The sequence below is a fragment of the Mycobacterium sp. 134 genome, from assembly GCF_048282715.1.
In the GTDB taxonomy this organism is placed as follows: domain Bacteria; phylum Actinomycetota; class Actinomycetes; order Mycobacteriales; family Mycobacteriaceae; genus Mycobacterium; species Mycobacterium septicum.
The window spans coordinates 4,938,153-4,960,810 of sequence record NZ_JBLVUN010000008.1 but is presented as its reverse complement, the minus strand read 5'-3'; the positions used below and the strand labels follow the sequence as shown (position 1 = coordinate 4,960,810).

The 22,658-nt window shown below is 66.9% G+C and carries 27 protein-coding genes; 14 read left to right on the top strand and 13 right to left on the bottom strand.

Annotation, left to right across the window (positions count from 1 at the left end; translation table 11 throughout):
- Positions 1-172: 172 nt before the first annotated feature.
- Entirely contained in the window at positions 173-481 is a 309-nt protein-coding gene (gene usfY / locus ACNQVK_RS28410; RefSeq protein WP_044519284.1) for a protein UsfY, read from the top strand.
- Between the two features lie 63 nt (positions 482-544).
- On the opposite strand, the gene ACNQVK_RS28405 is transcribed toward usfY, so the two are convergent.
- Entirely contained in the window at positions 545-889 is a 345-nt protein-coding gene (locus ACNQVK_RS28405) for a hypothetical protein (RefSeq protein ID WP_409549566.1), read from the bottom strand.
- 50 nt (positions 890-939) lie between these two features.
- Between ACNQVK_RS28405 and ACNQVK_RS28400 the strand changes: the two genes are divergently transcribed.
- Complete coding sequence (locus ACNQVK_RS28400) at positions 940-1,926, top strand: LLM class F420-dependent oxidoreductase (RefSeq protein ID WP_409549565.1); 987 nt, start codon at positions 940-942, stop codon at positions 1,924-1,926.
- On the opposite strand, the gene ACNQVK_RS28395 is transcribed toward ACNQVK_RS28400, so the two are convergent.
- Positions 1,894-2,439 (bottom strand): DUF6328 family protein, encoded by a 546-nt coding sequence (locus ACNQVK_RS28395; protein WP_409549564.1) that lies wholly within the window; start codon positions 2,437-2,439, stop codon positions 1,894-1,896. The two genes, ACNQVK_RS28400 and ACNQVK_RS28395, sit on opposite strands and share 33 nt — an antisense overlap.
- Before the next feature lie 167 nt (positions 2,440-2,606).
- On the opposite strand from ACNQVK_RS28395, the gene ACNQVK_RS28390 reads away from it, so the two are divergent.
- Both ACNQVK_RS28390 and ACNQVK_RS28385 read left to right on the top strand, forming a co-directional pair.
- Positions 2,607-3,041, top strand: coding sequence for an ATP-binding protein (locus tag ACNQVK_RS28390; RefSeq protein WP_211157995.1), 435 nt, complete (start codon positions 2,607-2,609; stop codon positions 3,039-3,041).
- 26 nt (positions 3,042-3,067) lie between these two features.
- Entirely contained in the window at positions 3,068-3,790 is a 723-nt protein-coding gene (locus ACNQVK_RS28385; RefSeq protein ID WP_418034396.1) for an RNA polymerase sigma factor SigF, read from the top strand.
- Here the strand turns inward: ACNQVK_RS28385 and ACNQVK_RS28380 are convergent.
- Positions 3,761-4,183: an STAS domain-containing protein gene (locus ACNQVK_RS28380; RefSeq protein ID WP_418032192.1), complete on the bottom strand. Its 423-nt coding sequence runs from the start codon at positions 4,181-4,183 to the stop codon at positions 3,761-3,763. The genes ACNQVK_RS28385 and ACNQVK_RS28380 overlap by 30 nt on opposite strands.
- A gap of 196 nt (positions 4,184-4,379) precedes the next feature.
- Between ACNQVK_RS28380 and ACNQVK_RS28375 the strand changes: the two genes are divergently transcribed.
- Positions 4,380-4,925, top strand: coding sequence for a nucleotidyltransferase family protein (locus ACNQVK_RS28375; RefSeq protein ID WP_418032191.1), 546 nt, complete (start codon positions 4,380-4,382; stop codon positions 4,923-4,925).
- Between the two features lie 8 nt (positions 4,926-4,933).
- Here the strand turns inward: ACNQVK_RS28375 and ACNQVK_RS28370 are convergent, their stop codons facing one another.
- From ACNQVK_RS28370 to ACNQVK_RS28355, 4 genes are all read right to left on the bottom strand, one after another.
- Complete coding sequence (locus ACNQVK_RS28370) at positions 4,934-5,683, bottom strand: SDR family oxidoreductase (protein ID WP_418032190.1); 750 nt, start codon at positions 5,681-5,683, stop codon at positions 4,934-4,936.
- 108 nt (positions 5,684-5,791) lie between these two features.
- Complete coding sequence (locus tag ACNQVK_RS28365; RefSeq protein WP_418032189.1) at positions 5,792-6,787, bottom strand: malate dehydrogenase; 996 nt, start codon at positions 6,785-6,787, stop codon at positions 5,792-5,794.
- The gene (locus ACNQVK_RS28360) at positions 6,784-7,116 is read right to left on the bottom strand and encodes a hypothetical protein (protein ID WP_044516625.1); all 333 of its coding nucleotides are present in this window, start codon (positions 7,114-7,116) and stop codon (positions 6,784-6,786) included. Before ACNQVK_RS28360 ends, ACNQVK_RS28365 begins: the two co-directional genes overlap by 4 nt.
- A gap of 92 nt (positions 7,117-7,208) precedes the next feature.
- Positions 7,209-9,008, bottom strand: coding sequence for a biotin carboxylase N-terminal domain-containing protein (locus ACNQVK_RS28355; protein ID WP_418032188.1), 1,800 nt, complete (start codon positions 9,006-9,008; stop codon positions 7,209-7,211).
- Between the two features lie 201 nt (positions 9,009-9,209).
- Between ACNQVK_RS28355 and ACNQVK_RS28350 the strand changes: the two genes are divergently transcribed.
- The gene (locus ACNQVK_RS28350; protein ID WP_418032187.1) at positions 9,210-9,923 is read left to right on the top strand and encodes a DUF6199 family natural product biosynthesis protein; all 714 of its coding nucleotides are present in this window, start codon (positions 9,210-9,212) and stop codon (positions 9,921-9,923) included.
- Between the two features lie 6 nt (positions 9,924-9,929).
- Here ACNQVK_RS28350 and ACNQVK_RS28345 read toward each other — a convergent pair whose 3' ends face one another.
- Positions 9,930-10,340 (bottom strand): SufE family protein, encoded by a 411-nt coding sequence (locus ACNQVK_RS28345; RefSeq protein WP_418034394.1) that lies wholly within the window; start codon positions 10,338-10,340, stop codon positions 9,930-9,932.
- 2 nt (positions 10,341-10,342) lie between these two features.
- The gene (locus tag ACNQVK_RS28340; RefSeq protein WP_418032186.1) at positions 10,343-11,230 is read right to left on the bottom strand and encodes a sulfurtransferase; all 888 of its coding nucleotides are present in this window, start codon (positions 11,228-11,230) and stop codon (positions 10,343-10,345) included.
- Between the two features lie 104 nt (positions 11,231-11,334).
- On the opposite strand from ACNQVK_RS28340, the gene ACNQVK_RS28335 reads away from it, so the two are divergent.
- A complete protein-coding gene (locus ACNQVK_RS28335; protein ID WP_418032185.1) occupies positions 11,335-12,072 on the top strand; it encodes a DUF6199 family natural product biosynthesis protein in 738 nt (245 codons plus the stop codon).
- Position 12,073: 1 nt separating this feature from the next.
- Here ACNQVK_RS28335 and ACNQVK_RS28330 read toward each other — a convergent pair whose 3' ends face one another.
- The 4 genes from ACNQVK_RS28330 to ACNQVK_RS28315 all read right to left on the bottom strand — a co-directional run bounded on the left by ACNQVK_RS28330 (position 12,074) and on the right by ACNQVK_RS28315 (position 14,940).
- Positions 12,074-12,301: a hypothetical protein gene (locus ACNQVK_RS28330; RefSeq protein ID WP_234927067.1), complete on the bottom strand. Its 228-nt coding sequence runs from the start codon at positions 12,299-12,301 to the stop codon at positions 12,074-12,076.
- Between the two features lie 78 nt (positions 12,302-12,379).
- Entirely contained in the window at positions 12,380-13,015 is a 636-nt protein-coding gene (locus tag ACNQVK_RS28325; protein ID WP_418032184.1) for a Maf family protein, read from the bottom strand.
- Positions 13,016-13,288 carry an acyl-CoA carboxylase subunit epsilon gene (locus ACNQVK_RS28320; RefSeq protein WP_418032183.1) on the bottom strand — a complete coding sequence of 91 codons (273 nt, stop codon included), beginning with the start codon at positions 13,286-13,288 and terminating at the stop codon, positions 13,016-13,018.
- A gap of 23 nt (positions 13,289-13,311) precedes the next feature.
- Positions 13,312-14,940 (bottom strand): acyl-CoA carboxylase subunit beta, encoded by a 1,629-nt coding sequence (locus ACNQVK_RS28315; protein ID WP_418032182.1) that lies wholly within the window; start codon positions 14,938-14,940, stop codon positions 13,312-13,314.
- Between the two features lie 126 nt (positions 14,941-15,066).
- Here ACNQVK_RS28315 and ACNQVK_RS28310 point away from each other — a divergent pair, with 126 nt between their 5' ends.
- The 7 genes from ACNQVK_RS28310 to ACNQVK_RS28280 all read left to right on the top strand — a co-directional run bounded on the left by ACNQVK_RS28310 (position 15,067) and on the right by ACNQVK_RS28280 (position 22,647).
- The gene (locus tag ACNQVK_RS28310; RefSeq protein WP_418032181.1) at positions 15,067-16,209 is read left to right on the top strand and encodes a PucR family transcriptional regulator; all 1,143 of its coding nucleotides are present in this window, start codon (positions 15,067-15,069) and stop codon (positions 16,207-16,209) included.
- Between the two features lie 154 nt (positions 16,210-16,363).
- The gene (locus tag ACNQVK_RS28305; protein ID WP_418032180.1) at positions 16,364-16,927 is read left to right on the top strand and encodes a nuclear transport factor 2 family protein; all 564 of its coding nucleotides are present in this window, start codon (positions 16,364-16,366) and stop codon (positions 16,925-16,927) included.
- A complete protein-coding gene (locus ACNQVK_RS28300) occupies positions 16,920-18,617 on the top strand; it encodes an AMP-binding protein (RefSeq protein WP_418032179.1) in 1,698 nt (565 codons plus the stop codon). The genes ACNQVK_RS28305 and ACNQVK_RS28300 overlap by 8 nt, the downstream gene beginning before the upstream one ends.
- A gap of 10 nt (positions 18,618-18,627) precedes the next feature.
- Positions 18,628-20,172, top strand: coding sequence for an FAD-binding protein (locus ACNQVK_RS28295; protein ID WP_418032178.1), 1,545 nt, complete (start codon positions 18,628-18,630; stop codon positions 20,170-20,172).
- Positions 20,169-21,278 (top strand): Rieske 2Fe-2S domain-containing protein, encoded by a 1,110-nt coding sequence (locus ACNQVK_RS28290; RefSeq protein ID WP_418032177.1) that lies wholly within the window; start codon positions 20,169-20,171, stop codon positions 21,276-21,278. The genes ACNQVK_RS28295 and ACNQVK_RS28290 overlap by 4 nt, the downstream gene beginning before the upstream one ends.
- Before the next feature lie 31 nt (positions 21,279-21,309).
- The gene (locus ACNQVK_RS28285; protein WP_418032176.1) at positions 21,310-22,119 is read left to right on the top strand and encodes a biotin--[acetyl-CoA-carboxylase] ligase; all 810 of its coding nucleotides are present in this window, start codon (positions 21,310-21,312) and stop codon (positions 22,117-22,119) included.
- Positions 22,120-22,128: 9 nt separating this feature from the next.
- Complete coding sequence (locus tag ACNQVK_RS28280; protein WP_418032175.1) at positions 22,129-22,647, top strand: PH domain-containing protein; 519 nt, start codon at positions 22,129-22,131, stop codon at positions 22,645-22,647.
- Positions 22,648-22,658: the final 11 nt, after the last annotated feature.

Genomic DNA, 22,658 nt, shown 5'->3' with positions numbered 1-22,658 from the left:
ATCGCAGCGGGGTCGTGGTGCGTATGCCCTTGGTCAAGGCGCATTGTCTGGCCCCAGACGAAGCGACTGGAGATGATCGTGATGTTTTACTCGCCAGACCTGCCCAGGAGATCTACCGTGGAGACAGCCCATGCACGGCAGGTGGGGCTAGTAGTGGCGGGAAGGAGCAGCCATGCACGGCCCAAAAGATCCAGTTGACCATTCCCGGACAACCCGGCCACATGCCGGCGAGTCGATGAAGGACAACGTCATCATGCCCGCGCTGATCTTGATCTTCGTCGGGTTGGTGTTGTTCGTCGGCACCTTGGCGGCGTTCGCCACCGGCCACTCCGACGTCGGCCTGACCGTAGGCACCTTGTCTGCGGCCGGATTCGTCATCGGGTCGATGTGGCTGGCGCTCGAACACATGCGGGTCCGCCGCATCGAGGATCGCTGGTACACAGATCATCCCGGCGTGATGCGCCAGCGGCCCAGCAGCTGAGGCGTACGCCGACCGACCCGGCCGCTCCGCGGCCGGGTCCCTGTCTCGTGATGCGGTGTGTGCTCAGAAGGTGAGCGCCAGTACCGCGAAATCGATTGCCAACAATGCTAATCCGACTACCGGGACCAGTACGCCGTACCGCAGTCGCGAGGTGAAGATCGATACGGCGATGGTGACCACGGGCACCACGGGCGCGCCGTAGAACAGGATCCCGAACCAGAATTCTCCCGGCCCCTTGCTCGCGCACCCCTCGCCGGTGCAACCGGCCATGCTCATCACCGCGGCCATGCCGTACAGGTACACCGCGACGGCAGCGGGCACCGTCAACAGGACCAGTACCCAGGTGAGCGAGATCCGCATCCGCCGCCCGCTGTTGTGCTGTGTCTGCAGAGCCTGTGATTCGGTCATGGCGTCCGCATACCCAGTTTCGGGGACTTCTGCACGGGTATTCCAGCGGCATGGCCAGATTCGGATACACCCTGATGACCGAGCAGAGCGGCCCGCGGGAGCTTGTCGACTATGCGGTATCGGCAGAGCAGGCCGGCTTCGACTTCGAGGTGAGTAGTGACCACTTCAGCCCATGGCTGGCCAGCCAGGGGCACGCCCCCAATGCATGGCCCGTACTGGGAGCGGTCGCCCACGCCACCGAGACCGTGGAGTTGTACTCGTACGTGACCTGTCCGACGATCAGGTATCACCCGGCGATCGTCGCCCAGCAGGCTGCCACCGTGCAGATCATGGCCGATGGCCGGTTCACCCTTGGTCTCGGTAGCGGTGAGAACCTCAACGAGCATGTCGTGGGTAGGGGTTGGCCGACGATGGACCGTCGCCTCGACATGCTGGCCGAGGCGATCAAGGTGATCCGTGAGTTGCTCAGCGGGGAGCTGATCGACTTCAGGGGCGAGTTCTTCGAAGTGAGCTCGGCGCGCATCTGGGATGTGCCCGAGGTCCCTGTGACCATCGCTGTCTCGATGACCGGTGAGAAGTCTGTCGAGAGGCTGGCCGTGGCCGCCGATCATCTGATCAACGTCGCACCAGACCGGGCGGTCGTCGAGGGCTGGCATCGGTGCCGACAGGCGACCGGCGTGCTGCCCGAGGGTCGGGCCATCGGACAGGTTCCGGTGTGCTGGGACCCCGACCGCGATGCGGCAGTCGAGCGGGCCCATGACCAGTTCCGCTGGTTCGGTGGCGGCTGGGCGGTCAACGCGGACCTGCCGACCCCTGCCGGATTCGCCGCGGCAAGCCGGTACGTGCGTCCGGAGGACGTTGCCGGTGCCATCCCGTGTGGACCGGACCTGGATGCGATCGTCGCGGCCGTGGCCCCGTTTGTCGATGCGGGATACACCGATGTCGCCCTGGTCCAGATCGGAGATCAGGGCCAGCAACAGTTCCTCGACGAGGCGGCAAAGCCGTTACTGGCCGCGCTGCGCGCCGAGTTCGGCTGAGGGTCCGGTCGACATCGGATGACCCAGACGCATCGCAAACGGCAGCGCCAGCCAGACCCCTGCGAAGGTTGCAAGGGCGGTCGCCCCAGCGATCACCCCGGCCTCGCGTCCGGCAACCGTGTCGAAGATCAACTCGGTCACCCCGGTCATCGCGAGCCCGAGCATCACGAGCCCGATGAACGCGCACCGGTGCGCGGCGGAGACCAGCAGGTTCAACCGGTGCCTCCGGAACAGGATGCGATGCATGCCCACGGGGGCGACCAGCAGGGCGGTGGCAGCGGCCGAACAGGCGACGGTCACGAGATAGACGATCCGCATGGGCTCGTCGAGCATCGAGAACCGTTCCTGGAAAGGCAGAGTCAACAGCAGGCCGGTGAGCAGCTGAACACCGGTCTGCACGACGCGCAGTTCCTGCAGCAGACTGCTCCAGTTACGATCCAGCCGCTCCGCTTCGGTTTCGTGGCGGGCGGTCTTGTCCCAGGACTGATCCAGCTCGGGACGGTCCGGATCCATACCGTCGATAATCCCACGTTCATCACAGGTTTCGGGTTGCGCCGCGATGGGCATCCCTGCCCGGGGACCTCACGCGGGCCCCTGTCAGGGTGCGGGAAAGGAGTGCCGGTGTCGAAGGCGAGGCCTCCCAACTGGGATACTGTCGATCCGAGATGTCGGGAGGTGAGATGGCCGAGGAACCGGGCCAATCCAAGCCACTGAGCCGCGCGGAGCGGTCGGTGGAGATTCGGGTCGCTGCCAGGCTGGAGAACCTGGCCGTAGTGCGCACACTGGTCGCTGCGATCGCAGCATTCGAGGACCTTGATTTCGACGTCGTCGCCGATCTGCGGCTCGCCGTCGACGAGGCCTGCACCGCCCTGATCCGGGCCGCAGTTCCGGAATCGAGCCTGCATCTGACCGTCGACCCCGGTGACGAGACGGTGGTGATCACCGCCTCCACCACCTGCACGGGTGCCGCGGTGGTCGAGCCGGGCAGCTTCAGCTGGCACGTGTTGAGTTCCCTGACCGACGAGGTCAAGACCTTCACCGACGGTGACGGGCCTGACACCGGCCAGGTATTCGGCATCACCCTGATGACGAGGCGAGCGAGCCTGCTGCGGTGACGTCGGAATATGCGGACGTTCGCGAGATGTTCCGCGAACTCGGCGGACTGTCCGAGGACTCGTCGGCCTACGAACGTCAACGTGAGCGCATCGTCGAGCGGTGCCTGCCGCTCGCCGATCACATCGCGCGGCGGTTCGACGGCCGCGGTGAACCCCGTGAAGACCTGATCCAGGTGGCGAGGGTCGGGTTGGTCAACGCGGTCAACCGATTCGATGTGGACGCCGGATCAGACTTCGTGTCGTTCGCCGTGCCGACGATCATGGGGGAGGTCCGGCGGCACTTCCGGGACAACAGCTGGTCGGTGAAGGTGCCGCGGCGGCTCAAGGAACTGCACCTGCGGCTCGGCGCGGCGACAGCGGAGCTGTCTCAGCGGTTGGGTCGTGCCCCGACGGCTTCTGAGCTTGCCGTCGAACTCGACATGGACCGCGAAGAGGTGATCGAAGGTCTGGTTGCGGGCAGCTCGTACAACACGCTGTCGATCGACAGCGGCGGCGGGGGTGACGAGGAGGCGCCGGCGATCGTCGACACGCTCGGCGATGTGGACACCGGCCTGGATCAGATCGACAATCGAGAAACGTTGCGGCCGTTGCTGGCTCAACTACCTGAACGGGAACGGACGGTGCTGGTGCTGCGATTCTTCGAATCCATGACACAGACGCAGATCGCCGAGCGGGTCGGGGTGTCGCAGATGCACGTATCGAGACTGTTGGCGAAATCGCTAGCGCGACTTCGTGACCAGCTGCAGTAGCGAGGTTTTGCCGTTCAGGCTGGACAGGGCTGCGGCCACGCTGTAGCACGTGGGCAACGCCGAATCCGGGTCGCAGACACGCAGCAGGCGCGTTACTGCCTTGCTGGGCACCAGCGCCCAGTGGATATTGGCTGCCGAGCAACGCACTTCGATGGCCATGAGGGCGGAAAATCCTGCCGTACCGAAGAATTCGACATCGGTGAGGTCGACCGTGACCCGCTCGGCCTTGGCGGTGTTCCGCAACGCGTAATCGGCGAAATCGGCTGCGTTGACGGCATCGATCTCGCCGCGGGCTCTGATCACCGCCGTTGACGGCGGCAGCCAGCGCGTCGCAAACGCCGCGGGCGATTCGTCGGTCCGGTCGACCAGTGCATTCGTCGAGAAGACGGTCATTTATGGCTCCATCAGTCGAAATACGTGTATTCGTACTGTTGGTGCGGCGCCGATCGACAACGATACGAGTTCCCGCGCGTATGTCGATGACGCTCGCTGCGGCTGTGAACTCAACCTGTACCGGACCCTACCGCGATCAACGTCACCGGACAATTTGTCTGAGCGGATTCTTATAGTTCAAGGTCAAACTGTTCGCATGCCGAACACCCACGCCGTTGCCGGGGTGCTCCTGGCCGCCGGCGCCGGCAGCCGATTCGGAATGCCGAAAGTTCTTGCTGAAAGAGGTGATTGGCTGGCGCTGGCCGTGACAGCGCTCGCCGGGGGTGGCTGTGACGATGTGATCGTCGTGCTCGGCGCCGCTGTGGTCGATGTCCCTGCGCCCGCTCGCGCTGTGGTGGCCACACGCTGGGCGGACGGCATGAGCGCGTCGGTGCGCGAGGGGCTGGGGGAGGTCGGCTCGGCCGAGTGGGTCGTGCTGCATATCGTCGACACCCCCGATGTCGGCGCCGACGTCGTGGCCCGGGTCCTTGGCGCAGCGCGCAGCTCGGGCTCCGGCCTGGCCCGCGCCATCTACCAGGGCCGCCCGGGTCACCCCGTCGTCGTGGCCCGCCGCCACCTTGCGGCGCTCGGCGCGGCGCTGCGCGGCGACCAGGGCGCCCGAGCGTTTCTCGGTGGCCGCGACGACGTCATCGCCGTGGAATGCGGTGACCTGGCGACCGGTGTCGACATCGACGAGCGCTGACCACCCAGTCAGCGGAAGGCGTACCCGCCATCTGGGAAGAGTGTGGAACCGGTAGTGATCCGGCTGCTGAGCAGGTAGCCCACCGACTGCGCGATCTCATCCTCGTCGGCCAACCGCCCGATGGTGGAGGCGTCACGATAGGCCGTGAACGCCTGTTCCCGGATGGCCGGATCGCGCCGGCTCCACAGATTGCCCTCGACCGTGCCCGGGGCAATGGCGTTGACGGTCACCGGTGCCAATTCCACAGCCAACCCACGGGCCAGGCCTTCGATCGCCGCGTTGGCCGCGCTGTACGCGGGAGCGACCGCAGCCGGGCGGGCACTGGCGGCGCCCGACATCAACACGATCGCGGCGTCCGGGCTCAGCACCGGAATCGCCGACTTGACCACGCGGTACTGACCCCAGAACTTGGAGTCGAACGCCGTGGCCGCCTCATCGATGCTGAGCCGGGCCATCGGACCGGTCAGGTAGTCGGCGGCGGTGGTGAACAGGCCGTGGACGGAGCCGAACCTGGTAGCGACGAAATCGAAGAACGCGTCGACCGAATCCTGGTCAGCGGTGTCGACCCGATGCCAATCGGCTTGTGGGCCGAGGGTTGCCGCGGCCGAGGCCAGCCGCTCGGGCGTGCGGCCGCCCAAGACGACGGCGCCCTTCCCGGCAACGACCAGGCGGGCGGTGGCCAGGCCGATGCCTGAACCGCCGCCGATGAGGACGATGGTGCGGCCCGCAAACGGGTGTGCCGAAGGACGAGTTGGCATGCGCCGAGGTTAGGAGCTCCAGTACGGCCGGTCCGCCGGCACAGGGCAGTTCGGGTTGCCGGCCTGCTTATTCCGCACGATTCACGGTGGGTGAAAGCCGCCCAAGGGCTACAGCAGACCGAGCCGTTCGACCGCGTGGCGCTCGTCGAGCAGTTCGGCCACCGACGCGTCGATACGGGCCCGGGAGAACTCGTTGATCTCCAGGCCCTCCACGATCTCCCACGCTCCGTCGAACGCGCGCACCGGCAGCGAGGCCACCACCCCCTCGGGGACCCCGTAGACACCGGGGGACGGCAGTGCCACCGACGTCCAGTCATCGGGGTCGGTGCCGTCCACCCAGTCCCGGACGTGGTCGATGGCGGCGTTGGCGGCCGACGCCGCCGACGAGGTGCCCCGCGCCTCGATGATCGCGGTACCGCGGGTGGCGACGGTCGGGATGAAGTCGTTGGTCAGCCAGTCGGTGTCTGATGCGAACTCCGAGCCGGGCCGCCCGTCGACCACCGCGTGGAAGATGTCGGGGTACATGCTCGGGGAGTGGTTGCCCCACACGGTCACCCGGGACACGTCGGTGACGTGCACACCCGCGTGGGTGGCCAGGGCGGCGACGGCCCGGTTGTGGTCGAGCCGGGTCAGTGCGGTGAACCGCTCAGCCGGGATGTCGGGGGCGTGCGCGGAGGCCACCAGTGCGTTGGTGTTCGCCGGATTGCCGACCACGACGATGCGCACGTCGTTGGCCGCACCGGAGTTCAGGGCCTTGCCGGAGTCGGCGAAGATCGCGGCGTTCGCGGCCAACAGGTCGGCGCGTTCCATGCCTTTACTGCGCGGCCGGGCCCCGACCAGCAGCGCGACGTCGACACCGTCGAACGCCCGCACCGGGTCGTCGTGAATCTCGATGTCGACCAGCAGATCGAAGGCGCTGTCGACCAGCTCCATGACGACGCCTTCGGCCGCACGGACCGCTGAGGGCAGTTCCAGCAGGCGCAGCTTCACCGGGACGTCACGGCCCAGCAGGGCACCCGCCCCGATGCGGAACAGCGCGGCGTAGCCGATCTGGCCGGCCGCACCGGTCACCGTGACCACCTTGGGATTCGCGGGTGTGCTCACGTGTGCACCTCCAGCCCGAGCACCTGCGTCGCGTAGCGCCGCACGGTGTCCTCCGAGATGGCGGCGGCGTCCTCGAAGCCGGGGCGGCCCCGACTGCTCAGGAATCCGGTGACGGGATCGAGGACGACCTCGGCGAGCAGCTCACCGGTGGTCGGTTCGCACACCGCCCAGGTGTACCGGGTGTCATCGGCCCAGCCGTCCGTGGCGTCGTGAACGTAGTCCAGGTCGTCCTCGCCCAGGTCGGTGAGCGCGGGCCGGTCGTCGACGCGGTCGTCGGCGCGCAGTCCACGCAGATACCACTGGCCGTTGTTGATCTCCACAGGTTCCACACGACCAGCGTTCCATAGCCGCCCGCCTGAAACGCCGCGAGGCTGCAGCCACCGGGTGCGGTGACTACAGCCTCGCGGGAAAAGACTGGGCGTTACTTGATCTCGGCGATCACGGTGCCCTGGGTGATGGCGGCACCCGCCTCGACGGCCAGGCCGGTGATGACACCGTCCTTGTGGGCCGTCACCGGGTTCTCCATCTTCATGGCCTCCAGGACCACCACGAGGTCGCCTGCGGCGACTTCCTGGCCCTCCTCGACGGCCACCTTGACCACGGTGCCCTGCATGGGTGCGGTCACCGAGTCACCCGACGCCGCCGTGGCGCCGCCGCCACCGCGCTTGCGGGCCTTGGGCTTCTTGCGAAGGACATTGCCGGCACCACCGCTTGCGCCGCCACCGCCGAGCGCGAGGTCACCGGGCAGCGACACCTCGAGGCGACGGCCACCGACCTCGACGACCACGGTCTGACGAGGAATGGTGTCCTCTTCCTCGATCGGATCGCCACCGGTGAACGGCTCGACGGTGTTGTCCCACTCGGTCTCGATCCAGCGGGTGTGGACGTCGAACTTCTCGCCGTCGCCGATGAAAGCCGGGTCGGCGGTCACGGCGCGATGGAACGGGATGACAGTCGCCAGGCCCTCGACGTTGAACTCGGCCAGCGCACGGCGCGAACGGGCCAGGGCCTCCTCGCGGGTGGCGCCGGTGACGATCAGCTTGGCCAGCATCGAGTCGAACTGACCGCCGATGACCGATCCGCTCTCCACACCGGAGTCCATCCGGACGCCCGGGCCTGTCGGGGCCTCGAACTTGGTGACCGGGCCGGGAGCGGGCAGGAAGCCGCGGCCGGCGTCCTCACCGTTGATGCGGAACTCGAACGAGTGGCCGCGCGGGGTCGGATCCTCGGTGATGTCCAGGGCCTCGCCGTTGGCGATCTTGAACTGCTGCAGTACGAGGTCGATGCCCGAGGTCTCCTCGGTGACCGGGTGTTCCACCTGCAGACGGGTGTTGACCTCGAGGAAGGAGATCAGGCCGTCCTGGCCAACCAGGTACTCAACGGTGCCGGCACCGTAATAGCCGGCCTCCTTGCAGATGCGCTTGGCGGACTCGTGGATCTCCTTGCGCTGCGCGTCGGAGAGGAACGGCGCGGGCGCCTCCTCGACGAGCTTCTGGAAGCGGCGCTGCAGCGAGCAGTCGCGGGTGCCTGCGACGACGACGTTGCCGTGCGTATCGGCGATCACCTGCGCTTCGACGTGGCGCGGCTTGTCCAGGTAGCGCTCGACGAAGCACTCGCCGCGGCCGAACGCTGCGACGGCCTCGCGGGTCGCCGAGTCGAACAGTTCCGGGATCTCCTCGATGGTGCGGGCCACCTTCATGCCGCGACCGCCACCGCCGAAGGCGGCCTTGATGGCGATCGGAACGCCGTGTTCCTTGGCGAACGCCACGATCTCGTCGGCGTCCTTGACGGGCTCGGGCGTTCCGGGCACCAGCGGCGCCTGGGCGCGCGCGGCGATGTGGCGGGCGGTGACCTTGTCACCGAGATCGCGGATCGACTGCGGGCTCGGCCCGATCCAGATCAGCCCGGCATCCAGCACGGCCTGGGCGAAGTCGGCGTTCTCCGACAGGAAGCCGTAACCCGGGTGGATGGCGTTGGCGCCGGACTTCGCGGCGGCGTCCAGGATCTTCTCGAAGACCAGGTACGACTCGGCTGAGGTCTGTCCCCCCAGGGCAAAAGCTTCATCGGCGAGCCGCACGTGCGGTGCATCGGCGTCAGGTTCGGCATACACGGCCACGCTGGCAAGTCCAGCGTCTTTGGCGGCACGGATCACCCGGACCGCGATCTCCCCGCGATTGGCGACCAGCACCTTGGAGATCTTTGAGCTGGCGTGGTTGGCCACGGTGCCTCCTCGGCAGTTCTCTAAGAAACGTCTTTAAGAATCTATCGCGGGCAGTTTATGCGCCGCACCTTGAGGCTTCCCAATCCGGTATCGGTTACCGGTGAGTAGGTTTTGGCGGAAATCTGTCAGTGAACCCATCGGTCCTGCTGACGCGCGAAATTGCCGTCTCGACGGACACGCCGACGCCATTACTGTTGGCCCGTGGGTGCGGGGATTTTGGTGATCGTCGTGGGCGTGTTGGTGGGCGGGGTCATGGCGGCCTCACCGCGGCGCATCTGGTGGGCCACTCAGTCCTGGAAGTTCAGCAATCCGGAGGCCAACGAGCCGAGTGACGCGGCTTATGGGATGACCCGGGCGGGTGGGGTTTTCGTGATCCTGCTGGCGCTGTTTCTGGGCGCGTCGATTCTTCACAGTGACTTCCAGCGGAAGGACCGCCGCGAAGCCGAGGAACAGCGCCAGGCGGCTGAGAGGGCCTTTGTCGTCCCTGCACCGGAGAAGCGCGGACAGCTGCCGGTGATCGGCTATTTCGCCGAGGAGTTCCCCGCCGGGCCGGCGGTGACCGTGTATTACCTGGCGCCAGGAGATGCGGTACACGACTACATCCGCAGGATGTCGGACAGGTTCAGCTATCCGTGCTACACCTCGGCCAACGTGGTCAAAGCCGATGGCGATCGAATGGGCGTGAGCCCTGAACTCACTTGGGCACCTGAACAACTCGGCGATATGAAACAGAACGACCAATGCCATGTCGGCATCGGTCGCAACATTCACAAGGTGTCACTGAACGGTGCAACGGCAAGCACCACGATCGTGACCGACTCGGCCATCGTCGATCAGTCCGGAGCCGAGATCCTGCCCGCGGCGCCGGGCAACGTCGTCCCCGAACTCACCGAGGAACTGCGGACAGACCCGTGAGGGCGCTCAGGCTCCGCGCAGCCGCCGCTTGATCCGGGCCAGCATCGCCGACATGCCGCGAAGCCGCAGCGGGCTGATCAAGGCGGCCAGGCCCAGCGCGGTGTAGAAGTCGTCGGGCACCGCCAGGATGTCATCGGCGGACTGGCCGTCGAGGCCGGTGGCCAGGATCGCGGCGAACCCGCGCGTTGTCGGGGCCTCCGGGGGAGCGCTGAAGTACAGCCGTACTTTGCCCCGGTCGGACGCGTCGACATCCAGGAACAACGGCGACTGGCACTCCGGAACGGGTTCCATGGCCGCCTCCTCGAGATGAGTCGGCAAGGGCGGCAACTCGTTGGCGAACTCCAACAACAGCTGCAACTTGTCCTGGCCGGCCACCTCCTGGAAGTCGGAGACGACCTCAGCCAGGGCGGCCGGCATCGTCACGGCGCTTCGCCCGGATCAGGACCGACCGCGACGGGCACGCGCACGGCATTGCCCCATTCGGTCCACGAGCCGTCGTAGTTGCGCACACCGGGCAGGCCGAGCAGGTGGGTCAGCACGAACCAGGTGTGGCTGGAGCGCTCACCGATCCGGCAGTACACCACCGTCTCGTCGTCGGGGGTGAGGAAGCCGTAGAGCTCCTCGAGCTCGGCGCGGCTGCGGAACTGACCGCTGTCCCTGGCGGCCTTGGCCCACGGGATCGACTTCGCGGTGGGGATGTGCCCGCCGCGGAGCGCGCCCTCTTCCGGGTAGTCGGGCATGTGAGTGCGTTCGCCTGTGTACTCCTGGGGCGAGCGGACGTCGATCAGCGGCTGCTTACCGAGGATGTCGAGGACGTCGTTCCGGTAGGCGCGGATCGGGGCGTCGTTGCGCTCCACGACCGGGTAGCCACTGGACTGCCGGGTGGGTACCTCAAGGGTGGTGTCGCGGCCGTGGGAGACCCACAGGTCGCGGCCGCCGTCGAGCAGGCGCACATCGGGGTGACCGAACAAGGTGAACACCCACAGCGCGTAGGCCGCCCACCAGTTGCTCTTGTCGCCGTAGATGACGACGGTGTCGTCGCGGCTGATGCCCTTGCGGTCCATCAGTTCGGCAAACTGCTCACCGTTGATGTAGTCACGCACGTTGGGGTCGTTGAGGTCGAGATGCCAGTCGATCTTGACGGCGCCCGGGATGTGGCCGGTGTCGTAGAGCAAGACGTCCTCGTCGGACTCGACGATGGCCAAACCGGGCCGGCCCAGATTGCTGGCCAGCCAGTCGGCGGTGACCAGGCGCTCCGGATGGGCGTACTCGGCAAGAGTGGGGCTGGGATCAGCAGGCAGCGGCACACCAAGAGCGTACCGTCGGTCCGGATAACCGCGGCGTGGCAGTGCCCACGACCGGTGCAGATTGCCGCATCGGGGGCCCGGCGTGCGGTCTTAGGCTGTTTGCCGTGGCGCTTGCGATCCTCTGCCTGGTGATCGGCATACCGCTGGGCCTGTTCATGCTGCTGCGGCCCAGGAAGATCTGGTGGGCCACCGAATCGTGGAAGTACAAGAACCCCGAAGCCAACGAACCCAGTGAGGCCGGGTACGGAATGCAGGCTCTCGGCGGCCTGTTCGTCATCGTCGCGGCAGTCATTCTCGCCGGGCTGGCGTGGTCGACGGAGCGTGACAAGGTGGCTGCCGAAGCTGAGCAGCAGAAGAAGGACGATTGGGACAAGGCCGTCGCGGCGTATCAGCCGCCGCCGCCCGAGAGTCGCGGCCCGCTACCGATCATCGGCTATGTGGAGAAGCCGCAAGGGCGGTCGCCCGGGGTGGACTACGAAGTGTTCTATCTGAAACCGCCGAACATCTTTACGGGCGATATCAAGAGCCTCGGCACACCCAAGGGCTGGTACCAGTGCGTCACCCGCGTCACCAGATATGCGCCGCGTGGTGTGAATCCGGTTCCGGTGCAAGCCAATCTGAGCTGGGAACCCGATGTGCCGCAAGTCGACGGCGCCGCGTCCGATGCGTGCACCACTCGCAATATCGCGCAGTCGAACGAGATCAAAACGCAGACCTTCTATATCGATCCGGGAATCCAGTTGGTCACCGACTCACCGATCGTCGACGCGCACGGGACGGTTCTCGTGCCTGCCAAGCCCGGCAATGTGATTCCGAAGCTCGACGCGGCGCCACGGCGGTGAGTTACGCGGTGAACGCGACCTCGTAGGCCACGGCGAAGCGGCGGGCCCCGTTGTTGGCGCGGAAGAGAGAGCCGCCGTTCTGTGACCAGGTCACCACACGCAGCAATCGCTTACCCGGCGACAGTCGCTTGGAGATGATGTCGGCGAATGCGGCGCGCAGCCGCTCCAGGTCGCATGTCTCGAAGTCGCGTGCCACGCGAACATCCCACATAGTTTCTTCGACTGGCATCGGCCCAGTGTCAACCCGTGGTTGAGACTATTCGGGACATCGGCGCGGCGCGCCGTCATTCAAAAGGTTGCAATTCGGTCACTCTGGGCGGCTTGCCCACAGATCCGCGATGGAAAGCCCGGCGGTCGCAAGCATCCGGCGCAGCAACGGCAGGCTCAACCCGATCACATTGGACGGATCGCCGTCGATGCCTTCGATGAACCAGCCACCCAACCCGTCGAGCGTGAAACCGCCTGCGACACCGAGTGGTTCGCCGCTTTCGAGATACGCCTCCAGGTCCGCGTCGGTCGGTGAGCCGAAATGCACTGCGGTGATTCCGGTATCGGCGATGCGATGGGCGACGGCGCCGTCACGGACGACGAGCACCGCGTGGCCCGAATACAGCTGAGCCGTCCGGCCCGACATCGACTGCCATTGCCGGCGCGCGGTATCGACATCTCCGGGCTTGCCACACAGCTGCCCGTCGAGGAACAGCATCGAGTCACAGCCGATGACGACACAGTCTCCGGCGACGGCCGCGGGCAGGTGGATGAACACTTCGTCGGCCTTCGCGGCGGCCAGCCCGCTCACCACCCGCTCGGGTGGGGCTTCGGCCAACGACGCGATGACGGCGTCCTCGTCGACACCGGACACCACCACCAACGGATCGAGGCCGGCCTGGCGAAGAACGCCAAGCCGGCCTGTCGATGCCGAACCCAGGACAACCCGGGTCATCTAGCGCCGCATGTGGGTGCGCTCCCACAGCGTGATGCGCTGCCAGCTGTAGATCGAGTAGCGCAGCTTGTCCACCGGATGCCCCCACAGGTTGCGGTCGCGAACCACGGGGCCCTCGTCGCCGCCACCGGCGGTGCCGAGGATGGCCATCAGTGCGGCCATATCCTCATCGGTGGGCTGACCGCGCAGCACCTTGATGTGCGCCTGGTGGTCTGCCTTGACGTCTTCTGTGGCGGTCTCGTCAGCCGCAGTCGCCTCGCTCGCCCCGCTCACAGTGGCTGAATCGTTCGCCCCGCTCACAGTGGGATGTTCCCGTGCTTCTTCGGCGGCATCTGGATGATCTTGCGCTCCAGCAGTCGCAGGGCGTTGGCCACGTAGCCACGGGTGTGCGACGGGGGGATGACCGCGTCGACGTATCCGCGCTCAGCGGCGATGTAGGGGTTGACCAGAGTGTCCTCGTAGGTCTGCTGCAACTCCAGGCGCAGCGCATCGACGTCCTCGCCGTTCTTGGCCGCTTCCTTGAGCTCGGACCGGTACACGAAGCCGACGGCACCGGAGGCGCCCATCACGGCGATCTGGGCCGTCGGCCAGGCCACCACGACGTCGGCGCCCATGTCCTTGGAGCCCATCACGCAGTACGCGCCGCCGTAGGACTTGCGGGTGATGACGGTGACCTTGGCGACGGTGGCCTCACCGTAGGCGTAGAGCAGCTTGGCGCCGCGCCGGATGATGCCGTTGTACTCCTGGTCGGTGCCCGGCAGGAAGCCCGGGACGTCGACCAGCAGGACGATCGGGATGTTGTAGCAGTCGCAGGTCCGGATGAACCGGGCGGCCTTCTCCGAGGCGTTGATGTCGAGGCAGCCCGCGAACTGGGTGGGCTGGTTGGCCACGATGCCCACCGGGCGGCCGTCGACCCGGCCGAAGCCGACCACGATGTTGCCGGCGTAACCGGCCTGCACCTCGAGGAACTCGTCGTCGTCGAGGATGCGGGTGATGACCTCGTGCATGTCGTACGGCTGATTCGGCGAATCCGGGATCAGCGTGTCGAGCTCGATGTCCTCGTCGGTCAGGGTCTCCTCGATCGAGCCCTGCGCCGGGGCCACCGGGTAGTGCGGCGGCTCGGCGTAGTTGTTCGGGGGCAGGTAGCTCAGCAGGTCGCGGACGTACTCGAAGGCGTCCTGCTCGCCGGAGGCGACGTAGTGCGCGGTGCCGGACTTGGCCATGTGGGTGTGGGCGCCGCCCAGCTCCTCCATGGTGACGTCCTCGCCAGTGACGGTCTTGATGACGTCCGGGCCGGTGATGAACATCTGGCTGGTCTGGTCGACCATGACGATGAAGTCGGTCAGCGCGGGGGAGTAGACGTGGCCACCGGCCGCGGCACCCATGATCAACGAGATCTGCGGGATGACACCCGAGGCCTTGATGTTGTTGTGGAAGATCCGGCTGTACAGGCCGAGGGAGACCACGCCCTCCTGGATGCGGGCGCCGGCGCCGTCGTTGATGCCGATCAGCGGGCGGCCCGTCTTGATGGCCAGCTCCTGGACTTTGACGATCTTCTCGCCGTAGACCTCACCGAGGCTGCCGCCGAACACCGTGGCGTCCTGGCTGAAGATGCAGACGTCGCGACCGTCGATGGTGCCGTAGCCGGTGATCACACCGTCGCCCAGCGGCCGGTTGTTCTCCAGGCCGAAGTTGGTGCTGCGGTGCTTGGCCAGCGCGTCGAGTTCGACGAACGACCCCTCATCGAGGAGGGCCAGGATGCGCTCGCGGGCGGTCAGCTTGCCCTTGGCGTGCACCTTGTCCACGGCGGCTTCGCCGACGGGATGCAGCGTCTCCTCGGCCCGCCTCTTGAGGTCAGCCAGCTTGCCTGCAGTGGTGTGGATGTCCACCTGGTGCTCGGCGGACGGCTCGGTAACGCTCGTCATGGGTCCCGATGTTATCGGTAACCCTAAGACTGGTCTAAGAGAGGTGGGCGTGGCGCGTGTCACTCCGGTGGGGGCAGTGTGCTGTGGCCTGACGGTGGGGTGGGCTCTGGGCCTACGCTCTCGATCATGACCACGGCGCCGGTTCTGCTCTCTGAACTGGGCAGCGATCCCGCCTCGGTGCTCCGGCTCGTCGCGCAGTTCGACGCGCTGGAGGAACAAGAGGCCAATGCTGATGCAGCGGTACGGTTTGCCGCGCTGATCGCCGGGTGCCCGGTGGGTGTTCGTTGGCCGGGCGGCACCGTCGTCCGTTACGACGCGTCCGGACGCCTCGATCCGATCGACGACGGCGCCTCGCCGGCATCCGATCGCCACGAGACCGTGGTCTGGGTGGAACGTGACGGATCCGGGCATCCCTTGGACGAGGTGCTCCTCGACCGTCTGCGACGACTGGTAGGTCATCTCGCTGCGCGGACCGGGGTGAGCGGGACTCCGCACCTGGGCGATCCTGCGCTGCTCGAGGTGGTGCTGTCGGCCAAAGAACATCGCGAAGACCGGGCCCGGGCGATCCGGCTCCTGGGCCTCGACGAGTCCAGGCCGACGTGCGTGCTGGCAGCGTCGGGACATTCGCCGCGGGAGACCCTGCGCCTCATCACCGATGAACTGGCCGCGCCGACGGTGCGGTCGGCGGTGATCGGCAACGCGACCGCCATCGTGTGCCAGGGATCGTTCGACATGCGGGAGCTCTCGGACCGCCTGGAGCGCCTCGTCGTCGAACGGTTTCCGGCGGTGGTGAACACCGGCACGGCGTCGGGCCCGTGGATCGGAATCGGCTCGGTGGGCAACGCATTCAGCGCGTCGACCTCGTGGCACGAAGCCGTCCGCGCCTTGCGGTTCGCGTCGTCGACCGGATTCGGCAGGCGCGTGGTGGCCTACGAGCGGCTGAGCTCGCTGGAGCTGCTGGCCGACCTCCCGATCGACCGGGTGCGACGCAATCGAGATGTGGCCCGTATCAACGAGATTGCGTCAACGCCCGCCGGGGATCTCGATGTGCGGACCACCGAGGCGTTCTTCGTCTACGGCTCGCTGCGGCGGACGGCCGCCGAAATGCACGTGCACCACAGCACGGTCGCGGCCCGGTTGGCACGGGTGCAGGCCGCGATGGGGTGGGATTTCGAGGATCCGGTGGACCGCTTTCTGGGCACGCTGGTGCTCATGGTGCGGCGCATCGCGATGTCGTCGGCCGAACTGGCCGACGCGGACCTGCTGTAGGCGCGGTACTCCGGAGGCCGACCGCCCGACAATTGTCGGATGAATTGGCGGAATCGACCGACGTATGGCGGGTGACGGGCATCACGTGATTGGCCAGGATTGCGGTGCAGCCCACAACAGCCCACTGCAAGCTGACCGACACAAGGAGGCCGCCATGGCCGTCATCGACCCGACCAAGACCTGGGTCCCCGTGGAAGAACGTCTCGCCGTCACCACCAACGAGCGGCACCGGCAGGTGCTCGGCGTCGTCCTCGAGCACATGAAGGCCGAGGCCGAGCCCGATATGGACCGGCTCATGGCGACTCTGAGCCCGAACCCGGACTACCACTTCTGGTACGCCAATGCCGATATGGGCCCCAAGACCACCGAGGGTGTGCGCGCCTATTACGAGGCATTCGTCGCCAGCGGTGCCAACCACCTCGTTTTCGAGATCGATCGCCTCGCCGTCGACGATGATCTGGTGATGACCGAAGGCTGGATGAAGATGATCTATCCGGGCGCAGCCGCGCAGGCGATCGGCGTCGAGGTCGACGATCCGGACGGCGACTATCTGCTGCTGTTCCGTCAGCTCATCAACTGGCCGATCGACGCCGACGGCCTGATCGTCGGTGAGGACGCCTACCAGACCGGCCCGGTCAGCGTGACCCGGCTGGGCCAGGAAGACCTGCCGCAGGCCTACATCGACCAGAAGCGCGCCGCCGCCGAGGCTCATGCCTGACGCAGTGCGCGACTCGGTCGCCCAGATGCTGCTCGACCGCGTCGGCGATCAGCATCTCGGCCTGCGCACCCGCGAGCGGGACTGGACCTGGGACGAGGTGGTCGCAGAGTCCGCCGCGCGCGGGGCGTACGCAACGGAGCTCCGCGGCTCGTGCCCAATCGAAGGTCCCTTCCATATCGGCGTCCTCCTCGACAACGTGCCGGACTTCCTGTTCTGGCTGGGCGGTGCCGCCCTCGCCGGTGCGACGATCGTGGGGATCAACCCGACCCGCGGCGCTGCTGAGATGGCGGCCGAAATCCGCCATGCCGATTGCCAATTGATCGTCACCGATACCGCCGGTGCCGAGCGGCTGCGGGGCCTGGACCTCGGCCTGCAGCCCGATCGGTTCCTGGTCGTCGACGACCTGGCCTATCAAGACGCGATTTGTGCACGAAAGCCCGCGGTAAGCGCGGAAAACCGGGCACAAATCGCTGCTGGCGAGGGCGTGGACGACCAGTCTCTGCTCTTGCTGCTGTTCACCTCCGGGACGACGGGCACGTCCAAGGCGGTCAAGTGCAGCCAGGGCAGGCTGGCCCGGATCGCCTACGCGGCCGCGGAGAAGTTCGGCCACGTGCGCGAGGACGTGGAGTATTGCTGCATGCCGCTGTTCCACGGCAACGCGATCATGGCGCTGTGGGCGCCGGCGCTGTCGGTCGGCGCGACGGTGTGCCTGACACCGGCGTTCTCGGCGTCCGGATTCCTGCCGGACGTGCGGTATTTCGGTGCGACGTTCTTCACCTACGTGGGCAAGGCGCTCGGCTACCTGATGGCCACCGCGGAACAGCCTGACGACGCCGAGAACTCATTGGTCCGCGGCTTCGGCACCGAGGCCTCGCCCGATGACCAGAACGAGTTCCGGCGCCGCTTCGGTGCCGAACTGTTCGAGGGCTACGGCTCGAGCGAAGGCGGCGGGGCCGTGGTCCTGGCCCCCGACATGCCGGCGGGCGCACTGGGCCGCCCCGCCCATCAGGGAGTGGCGATCATCGACCCCGAATCGCTGAACGACTGTGTACCGGCGGTTTTCGATGAGCACGGCCGCGTTCTCAACCCCGACGACGCCGTGGGCGAGATCGTCGACAAATTCGGCACCCGCACGTTCGAGGGCTACTACAAGAACGACGAGGCCAATGCCGAACGCATCCGCAACGGCTGGTACTGGACCGGCGATCTCGGCTATCTCGACGAAGCGGGGTTCATCTACTTCGCCGGCCGACGCGGGGACTGGATCCGGGTGGACGGTGAGAACACCTCGGCACTGAACATCGAGCGGGTCCTGCGCCGCCACCCCGAAGTGGTGGCAGCCGGTGCGTACGCGGTCCCCGATCCGCGTTCGGGCGATCAGGTGATGGCCGCGATCGAGGTGGCCGATCCCGACGGCTTCGACGCCGCGGCCTTCGTGTCCTACCTGGCCGGCCAGGATGACCTGGGAACCAAAGGAATTCCGCGGTTCCTGCGGGTGTCGAAGAACCTGCCGGTCACCGGGTCCAACAAGGTACTCAAACGCGAACTGCAGCAGGATCGCTGGCACACCGACGAGGTGGTGTACCGGTGGGCGGGACGCGGTGGGCCGATGTACCGGGCCATGGACGACGATGACAAAAAGTCGCTGGACGATGAGTTCGCGCAGTACGGGAGGCAGCGTTACCTATGAGGCGGGCCGCATGAAGTGGACAGACGAATGTGACGTTCTCGTCGCCGGGTCCGGCGGTGGTGGCGTGGCCGGCGCCTACACCGCGGCCCGCGAAGGTCTGTCGGTGATCCTGGTGGAGGCCAGCGACAAATTCGGCGGCACCACAGCGTATTCCGGGGGCGGCGGAGTGTGGTTCCCGTGCAACCCGGTGCTCAAGCGGGCCGGCACCGACGACACCATCGAGGACGCGCTGGAGTACTACCACGCCGTCGTCGGCGACCGCACTCCGCGGGAACTGCAGGACACCTACGTCCGCGGCGGCGCCGGGCTGATCGAGTATCTGGAAGCCGACGACAATCTCAAGTTCGCGCCGATGCCGTGGCCCGACTATTTCGGCAAGGCACCCAAGGCCCGCACCGACGGTCAACGCCACATCGCGGCCCGGCCGCTCAAGGTGGAGAAAGCCCCGCACCTGCGCGAGCTGGTGCGGGGCCCGCTCGACGCCGACCGGCTCGGCACCGAGCAGCCCGACGACTACTTCATCGGCGGCCGGGCGCTGATCGCCCGGTTCCTCAAAGCCATCGAGCAGTACCCGAATGCCTCGGTGCGGCGTAACACCCCGCTGGTGGAGTTGGTCGTCGAGGACGGCGTCGTGACGGGTGCGATCGTCGAATCCGACGGTGAGCGCCAAGCCATCCGGGCCCGGCGCGGCGTGCTGCTCGCGGCCGGCGGCTTCGAAGGCAACGACGAACTGCGCCGTGAATACGGTGTGCCGGGCGTCGCCCGCGACACCATGGGACCGCCGGCGAACCTCGGCCGCGCGCATCAGGCGGCGATGGCCGTCGGCGCCGACGTCGACCTCATGGAGCAGGCCTGGTGGTCACCGGGCCTGACACACCCCGACGGGCGCTCCGCGTTCGCGCTGTGGTTCACCGGCGGCATCTTCGTCGACCAGAACGGGCAGCGATTCGTCAACGAGTCGGCGGCCTACGACCGCATCGGCCGGGCGATCCTGCCGCGGCTGGCCGACGGTTCGATGACGTTGCCGTACTGGATGATCTACGACGACCGCGAGGGAGAAGTGCCGCCGGTCAAGGCGACGAACGTCTCGATGGTCGACACGCAGCGCTACATCGACGCCGGGTTGTGGCATACCGCCGACACCCTGGAGGAGCTGGCGGCCGAGATCGGCGTCCCGGCCGAGAACCTGACCGCCACCGTGGCACGCTTCAACGGCTTCGTCGCCGCCGGGTCGGACGAGGAATTCGGTCGCGGTGACGAGGCCTACGACCGTGCCTTCTCCGGTGGGGCATCCCCGCTCGTCGCGATCGAGAAGGGTCCCTTCCATGCCGCCGCGTTCGGAATCTCCGACCTCGGCACCAAGGGCGGGTTGCGTACCGATACCGCGGCCCGGGTACTCGACGTCGACGGACAGGTGATCGCCGGTCTGTATGCCGCGGGCAACACCATGGCTGCCCCCAGCGGCACCGCGTATCCGGGCGGCGGAAATCCGATCGGAACCAGCATGCTGTTCAGCCACCTGGCGGTCAAAGACATGTTAGGACGAGATGTATGAGTGACATCCGGGAAATCGACGCCGGCGCGGAGATGACGCGGTTCGCCCGCGGCTGGCATTGCATCGGGCTCGCTGAGACGTTCCGTGACGGGCAGCCGCACGGCGTCGAGGCTTTCGGTACCAAGCTCGTCGTCTATTCCGACTCGGCCGGTGAACTGCACGTGCTCGATTCGTACTGCCGGCACATGGGCGGCGACCTGTCGATGGGGTCGGTCAAGGACGACAACCTGGCGTGTCCGTTCCACGACTGGCGCTGGGGAAGCGACGGAAAGTGCAAGCTGGTGCCGTATGCCAAACGCACTCCACGGCTCGCGCGTACCCGCAAGTGGCCCACCACCGAGGTCAACGGTCAGCTGCTGGTCTGGCATGACCCGGAAGGCTCCGCACCGGCCACCGAGCTGACCCCGCCCACGATCGAGGGCTACGACGAGGGCATCTGGTCACCGTGGCAATGGAATTCGCTTCTCATCGAAGGGTCGCATTGCCGCGAGATCGTCGACAACAACGTCGACATGGCGCACTTCTTCTACATCCACCACGCCTACCCGACGTACTTCAAGAACGTCATCGAAGGCCACACCGCCAGCCAGTTCATGGAATCCAAGCCGCGCCCGGACTACGCCACAAGAGAACTGTGGGACGGCACCTACCTGCGTTCGGAGGCAACGTATTTCGGCCCGGCGTACATGATCAACTGGCTGCACAACGATCTCGCGCCGGACTTCACGGTCGAGATCGCGCTGATCAACTGTCACTACCCGGTGACGCACAATTCGTTCGTGCTCCAGTGGGGAGTCGCGGTCCAGCGGAACCCCGGGTTGCCCGCGGACAAGGCCGAGAAACTCGCGGCGGCGATGAGCCGGTCCTTCGGGGACGGCTTCATGGAGGACGTCGAGATCTGGAAGAACAAGACGCGGATCGACAACCCCCTGCTGACCGAGGAGGACGGCCCGGTCTATCACCATCGCCGTTGGTACGAGCAGTTCTACGTAGACGTCGCCGACGTCGCCCCGGACATGACCGCGCGGTTCGAGCAGGAGGTCGACACCACGCACGCCAACGAGCTGTGGCACGAGGAGGTCGCGGCCAACCTGGCCAATCGGTAGTTCATCACCGATGCGAATAGGCTGACGGCCCATGGATGATCGCCAGCCGAACCGCCCGCCGCTCGATGTCGCCGCCCTGCGGGAATCGTTGAGCGCCCCGTGGCATCAACTCGATGTCGTCGACGAGACCGGGTCGACCAACGCCGATCTGATCACGCGGGCGGCCGCCGGTGAGAAGATCGCCGGCGCGGTGTTGTTGGCCGAGTACCAGAACGCCGGGCGCGGCCGGCATGGCAGGCAGTGGTCGGCGCCGCCACGGTCACAGCTGGCATTGTCGGTCGGAGTCGACGCGGCAGGAGTTCCCGCGGATACCTGGGGGTGGCTGCCGTTGGCCACCGGCGTCGCCGTCGTCGACGCCGTCGCCGAGGTCACGGGCGTACGCGTCGGTCTGAAATGGCCCAACGACGTCCTGGTCGGCCCGGGCGGCGGGAAGCTGGCCGGGATCCTCGCCGAGGTGGCGTCGCCCGCGCCGGTCGTCGTCGTCGGGCTCGGCTTGAACGTGACGATGACCACCGACGAGGCCCCCGACCCACGGGCCACCTCACTGACGCAGCTCGGCGCCGGAACGGTGGACCGCAACCCGCTGGCTCAGGCGCTGCTCCGACATCTGGCCGCCCGGTTCGCCGGCTGGCGCAATGCCGATCCGGGGCTGGCCGCCGACTACCGCGCTCGCAGCGTCACCATCGGCAGCCGGGTCCGCGCGATCCTGCCCGGCGACAACGAGTTGGTGGGCACGGCCGTCGACGTCGACCAACTCGGGCGGCTGATCATCGACACCGGAGCTCAGCGGGCCACGGTTTCTGCAGGCGACATCACGCACCTGCGCCCCGATGCGCCGTAGAGTGCTGCCGTGGGGTACCCGGAGAATGTGCTGGCAAACGACGAGCAGGTGGTGCTGCATCGGCATCCGCACTGGAAACGTCTGATCGGTGCGGTCCTGATCCTGGTCCTGACCACCGCGGCGTCGGCGTTCGTCGCCGCCGTTGTCAACACCATGGACTGGCAGGCCACCGCCAAGAACGTGCTGTTCATCGTGATCGGGGCGATCTGGCTCATCGTGGTCGGCTGGCTCACGGTCTGGCCGTTCCTGAACTGGTGGACCACGCATTTCGTCATCACCGACCGGCGGGTGATGTTCCGGCACGGGGTGCTGACCCGCTCGGGCATCGACATCCCGCTGGCGCGGATCAACAGCGTCGAATTCCGGCACGGGCTGATCGACCGGCTGTTGCGCACCGGCACCTTGATCATCGAGTCGGCGTCGCAGGATCCCCTTGAATTCCACGACATTCCGCGCGTGGAACAGGTGCATTCACTGCTGTATCACGAAGTCTTCGACACCTTGGGGTCCGAAGAGTCGCCCAGCTGACGCGCCCTTTG

Bases quoted from the DNA above. Each gene is read 5' to 3' on its own strand.
- ACNQVK_RS28300 (WP_418032179.1), top strand. From the start codon at position 16,920: ATGCCTGACGCAGTGCGCGACTCGGTCGCCCAGATGCTGCTCGACCGC.
- ACNQVK_RS28400 (WP_409549565.1), top strand. From the start codon at position 940: ATGGCCAGATTCGGATACACCCTGATGACCGAGCAGAGCGGCCCGCGG.
- ACNQVK_RS28385 (WP_418034396.1), top strand. From the start codon at position 3,068: ATGTTCCGCGAACTCGGCGGACTGTCCGAGGACTCGTCGGCCTACGAA.
- ACNQVK_RS28395 (WP_409549564.1), bottom strand. From the start codon at position 2,439: ATGGATCCGGACCGTCCCGAGCTGGATCAGTCCTGGGACAAGACCGCC.
- ACNQVK_RS28375 (WP_418032191.1), top strand. From the start codon at position 4,380: ATGCCGAACACCCACGCCGTTGCCGGGGTGCTCCTGGCCGCCGGCGCC.
- ACNQVK_RS28330 (WP_234927067.1), bottom strand. From the start codon at position 12,301: ATGCCAGTCGAAGAAACTATGTGGGATGTTCGCGTGGCACGCGACTTC.
- ACNQVK_RS28345 (WP_418034394.1), bottom strand. From the start codon at position 10,340: ATGCCGGCCGCCCTGGCTGAGGTCGTCTCCGACTTCCAGGAGGTGGCC.
- ACNQVK_RS28405 (WP_409549566.1), bottom strand. From the start codon at position 889: ATGACCGAATCACAGGCTCTGCAGACACAGCACAACAGCGGGCGGCGG.
- ACNQVK_RS28315 (WP_418032182.1), bottom strand. From the start codon at position 14,940: ATGACGAGCGTTACCGAGCCGTCCGCCGAGCACCAGGTGGACATCCAC.
- ACNQVK_RS28310 (WP_418032181.1), top strand. From the start codon at position 15,067: ATGACCACGGCGCCGGTTCTGCTCTCTGAACTGGGCAGCGATCCCGCC.
- ACNQVK_RS28390 (WP_211157995.1), top strand. From the start codon at position 2,607: ATGGCCGAGGAACCGGGCCAATCCAAGCCACTGAGCCGCGCGGAGCGG.
- ACNQVK_RS28295 (WP_418032178.1), top strand. From the start codon at position 18,628: ATGAAGTGGACAGACGAATGTGACGTTCTCGTCGCCGGGTCCGGCGGT.
- ACNQVK_RS28325 (WP_418032184.1), bottom strand. From the start codon at position 13,015: ATGACCCGGGTTGTCCTGGGTTCGGCATCGACAGGCCGGCTTGGCGTT.
- ACNQVK_RS28290 (WP_418032177.1), top strand. From the start codon at position 20,169: ATGAGTGACATCCGGGAAATCGACGCCGGCGCGGAGATGACGCGGTTC.
- ACNQVK_RS28285 (WP_418032176.1), top strand. From the start codon at position 21,310: ATGGATGATCGCCAGCCGAACCGCCCGCCGCTCGATGTCGCCGCCCTG.
- ACNQVK_RS28305 (WP_418032180.1), top strand. From the start codon at position 16,364: ATGGCCGTCATCGACCCGACCAAGACCTGGGTCCCCGTGGAAGAACGT.
- ACNQVK_RS28370 (WP_418032190.1), bottom strand. From the start codon at position 5,683: ATGCCAACTCGTCCTTCGGCACACCCGTTTGCGGGCCGCACCATCGTC.
- ACNQVK_RS28380 (WP_418032192.1), bottom strand. From the start codon at position 4,183: ATGACCGTCTTCTCGACGAATGCACTGGTCGACCGGACCGACGAATCG.
- usfY (WP_044519284.1), top strand. From the start codon at position 173: ATGCACGGCCCAAAAGATCCAGTTGACCATTCCCGGACAACCCGGCCA.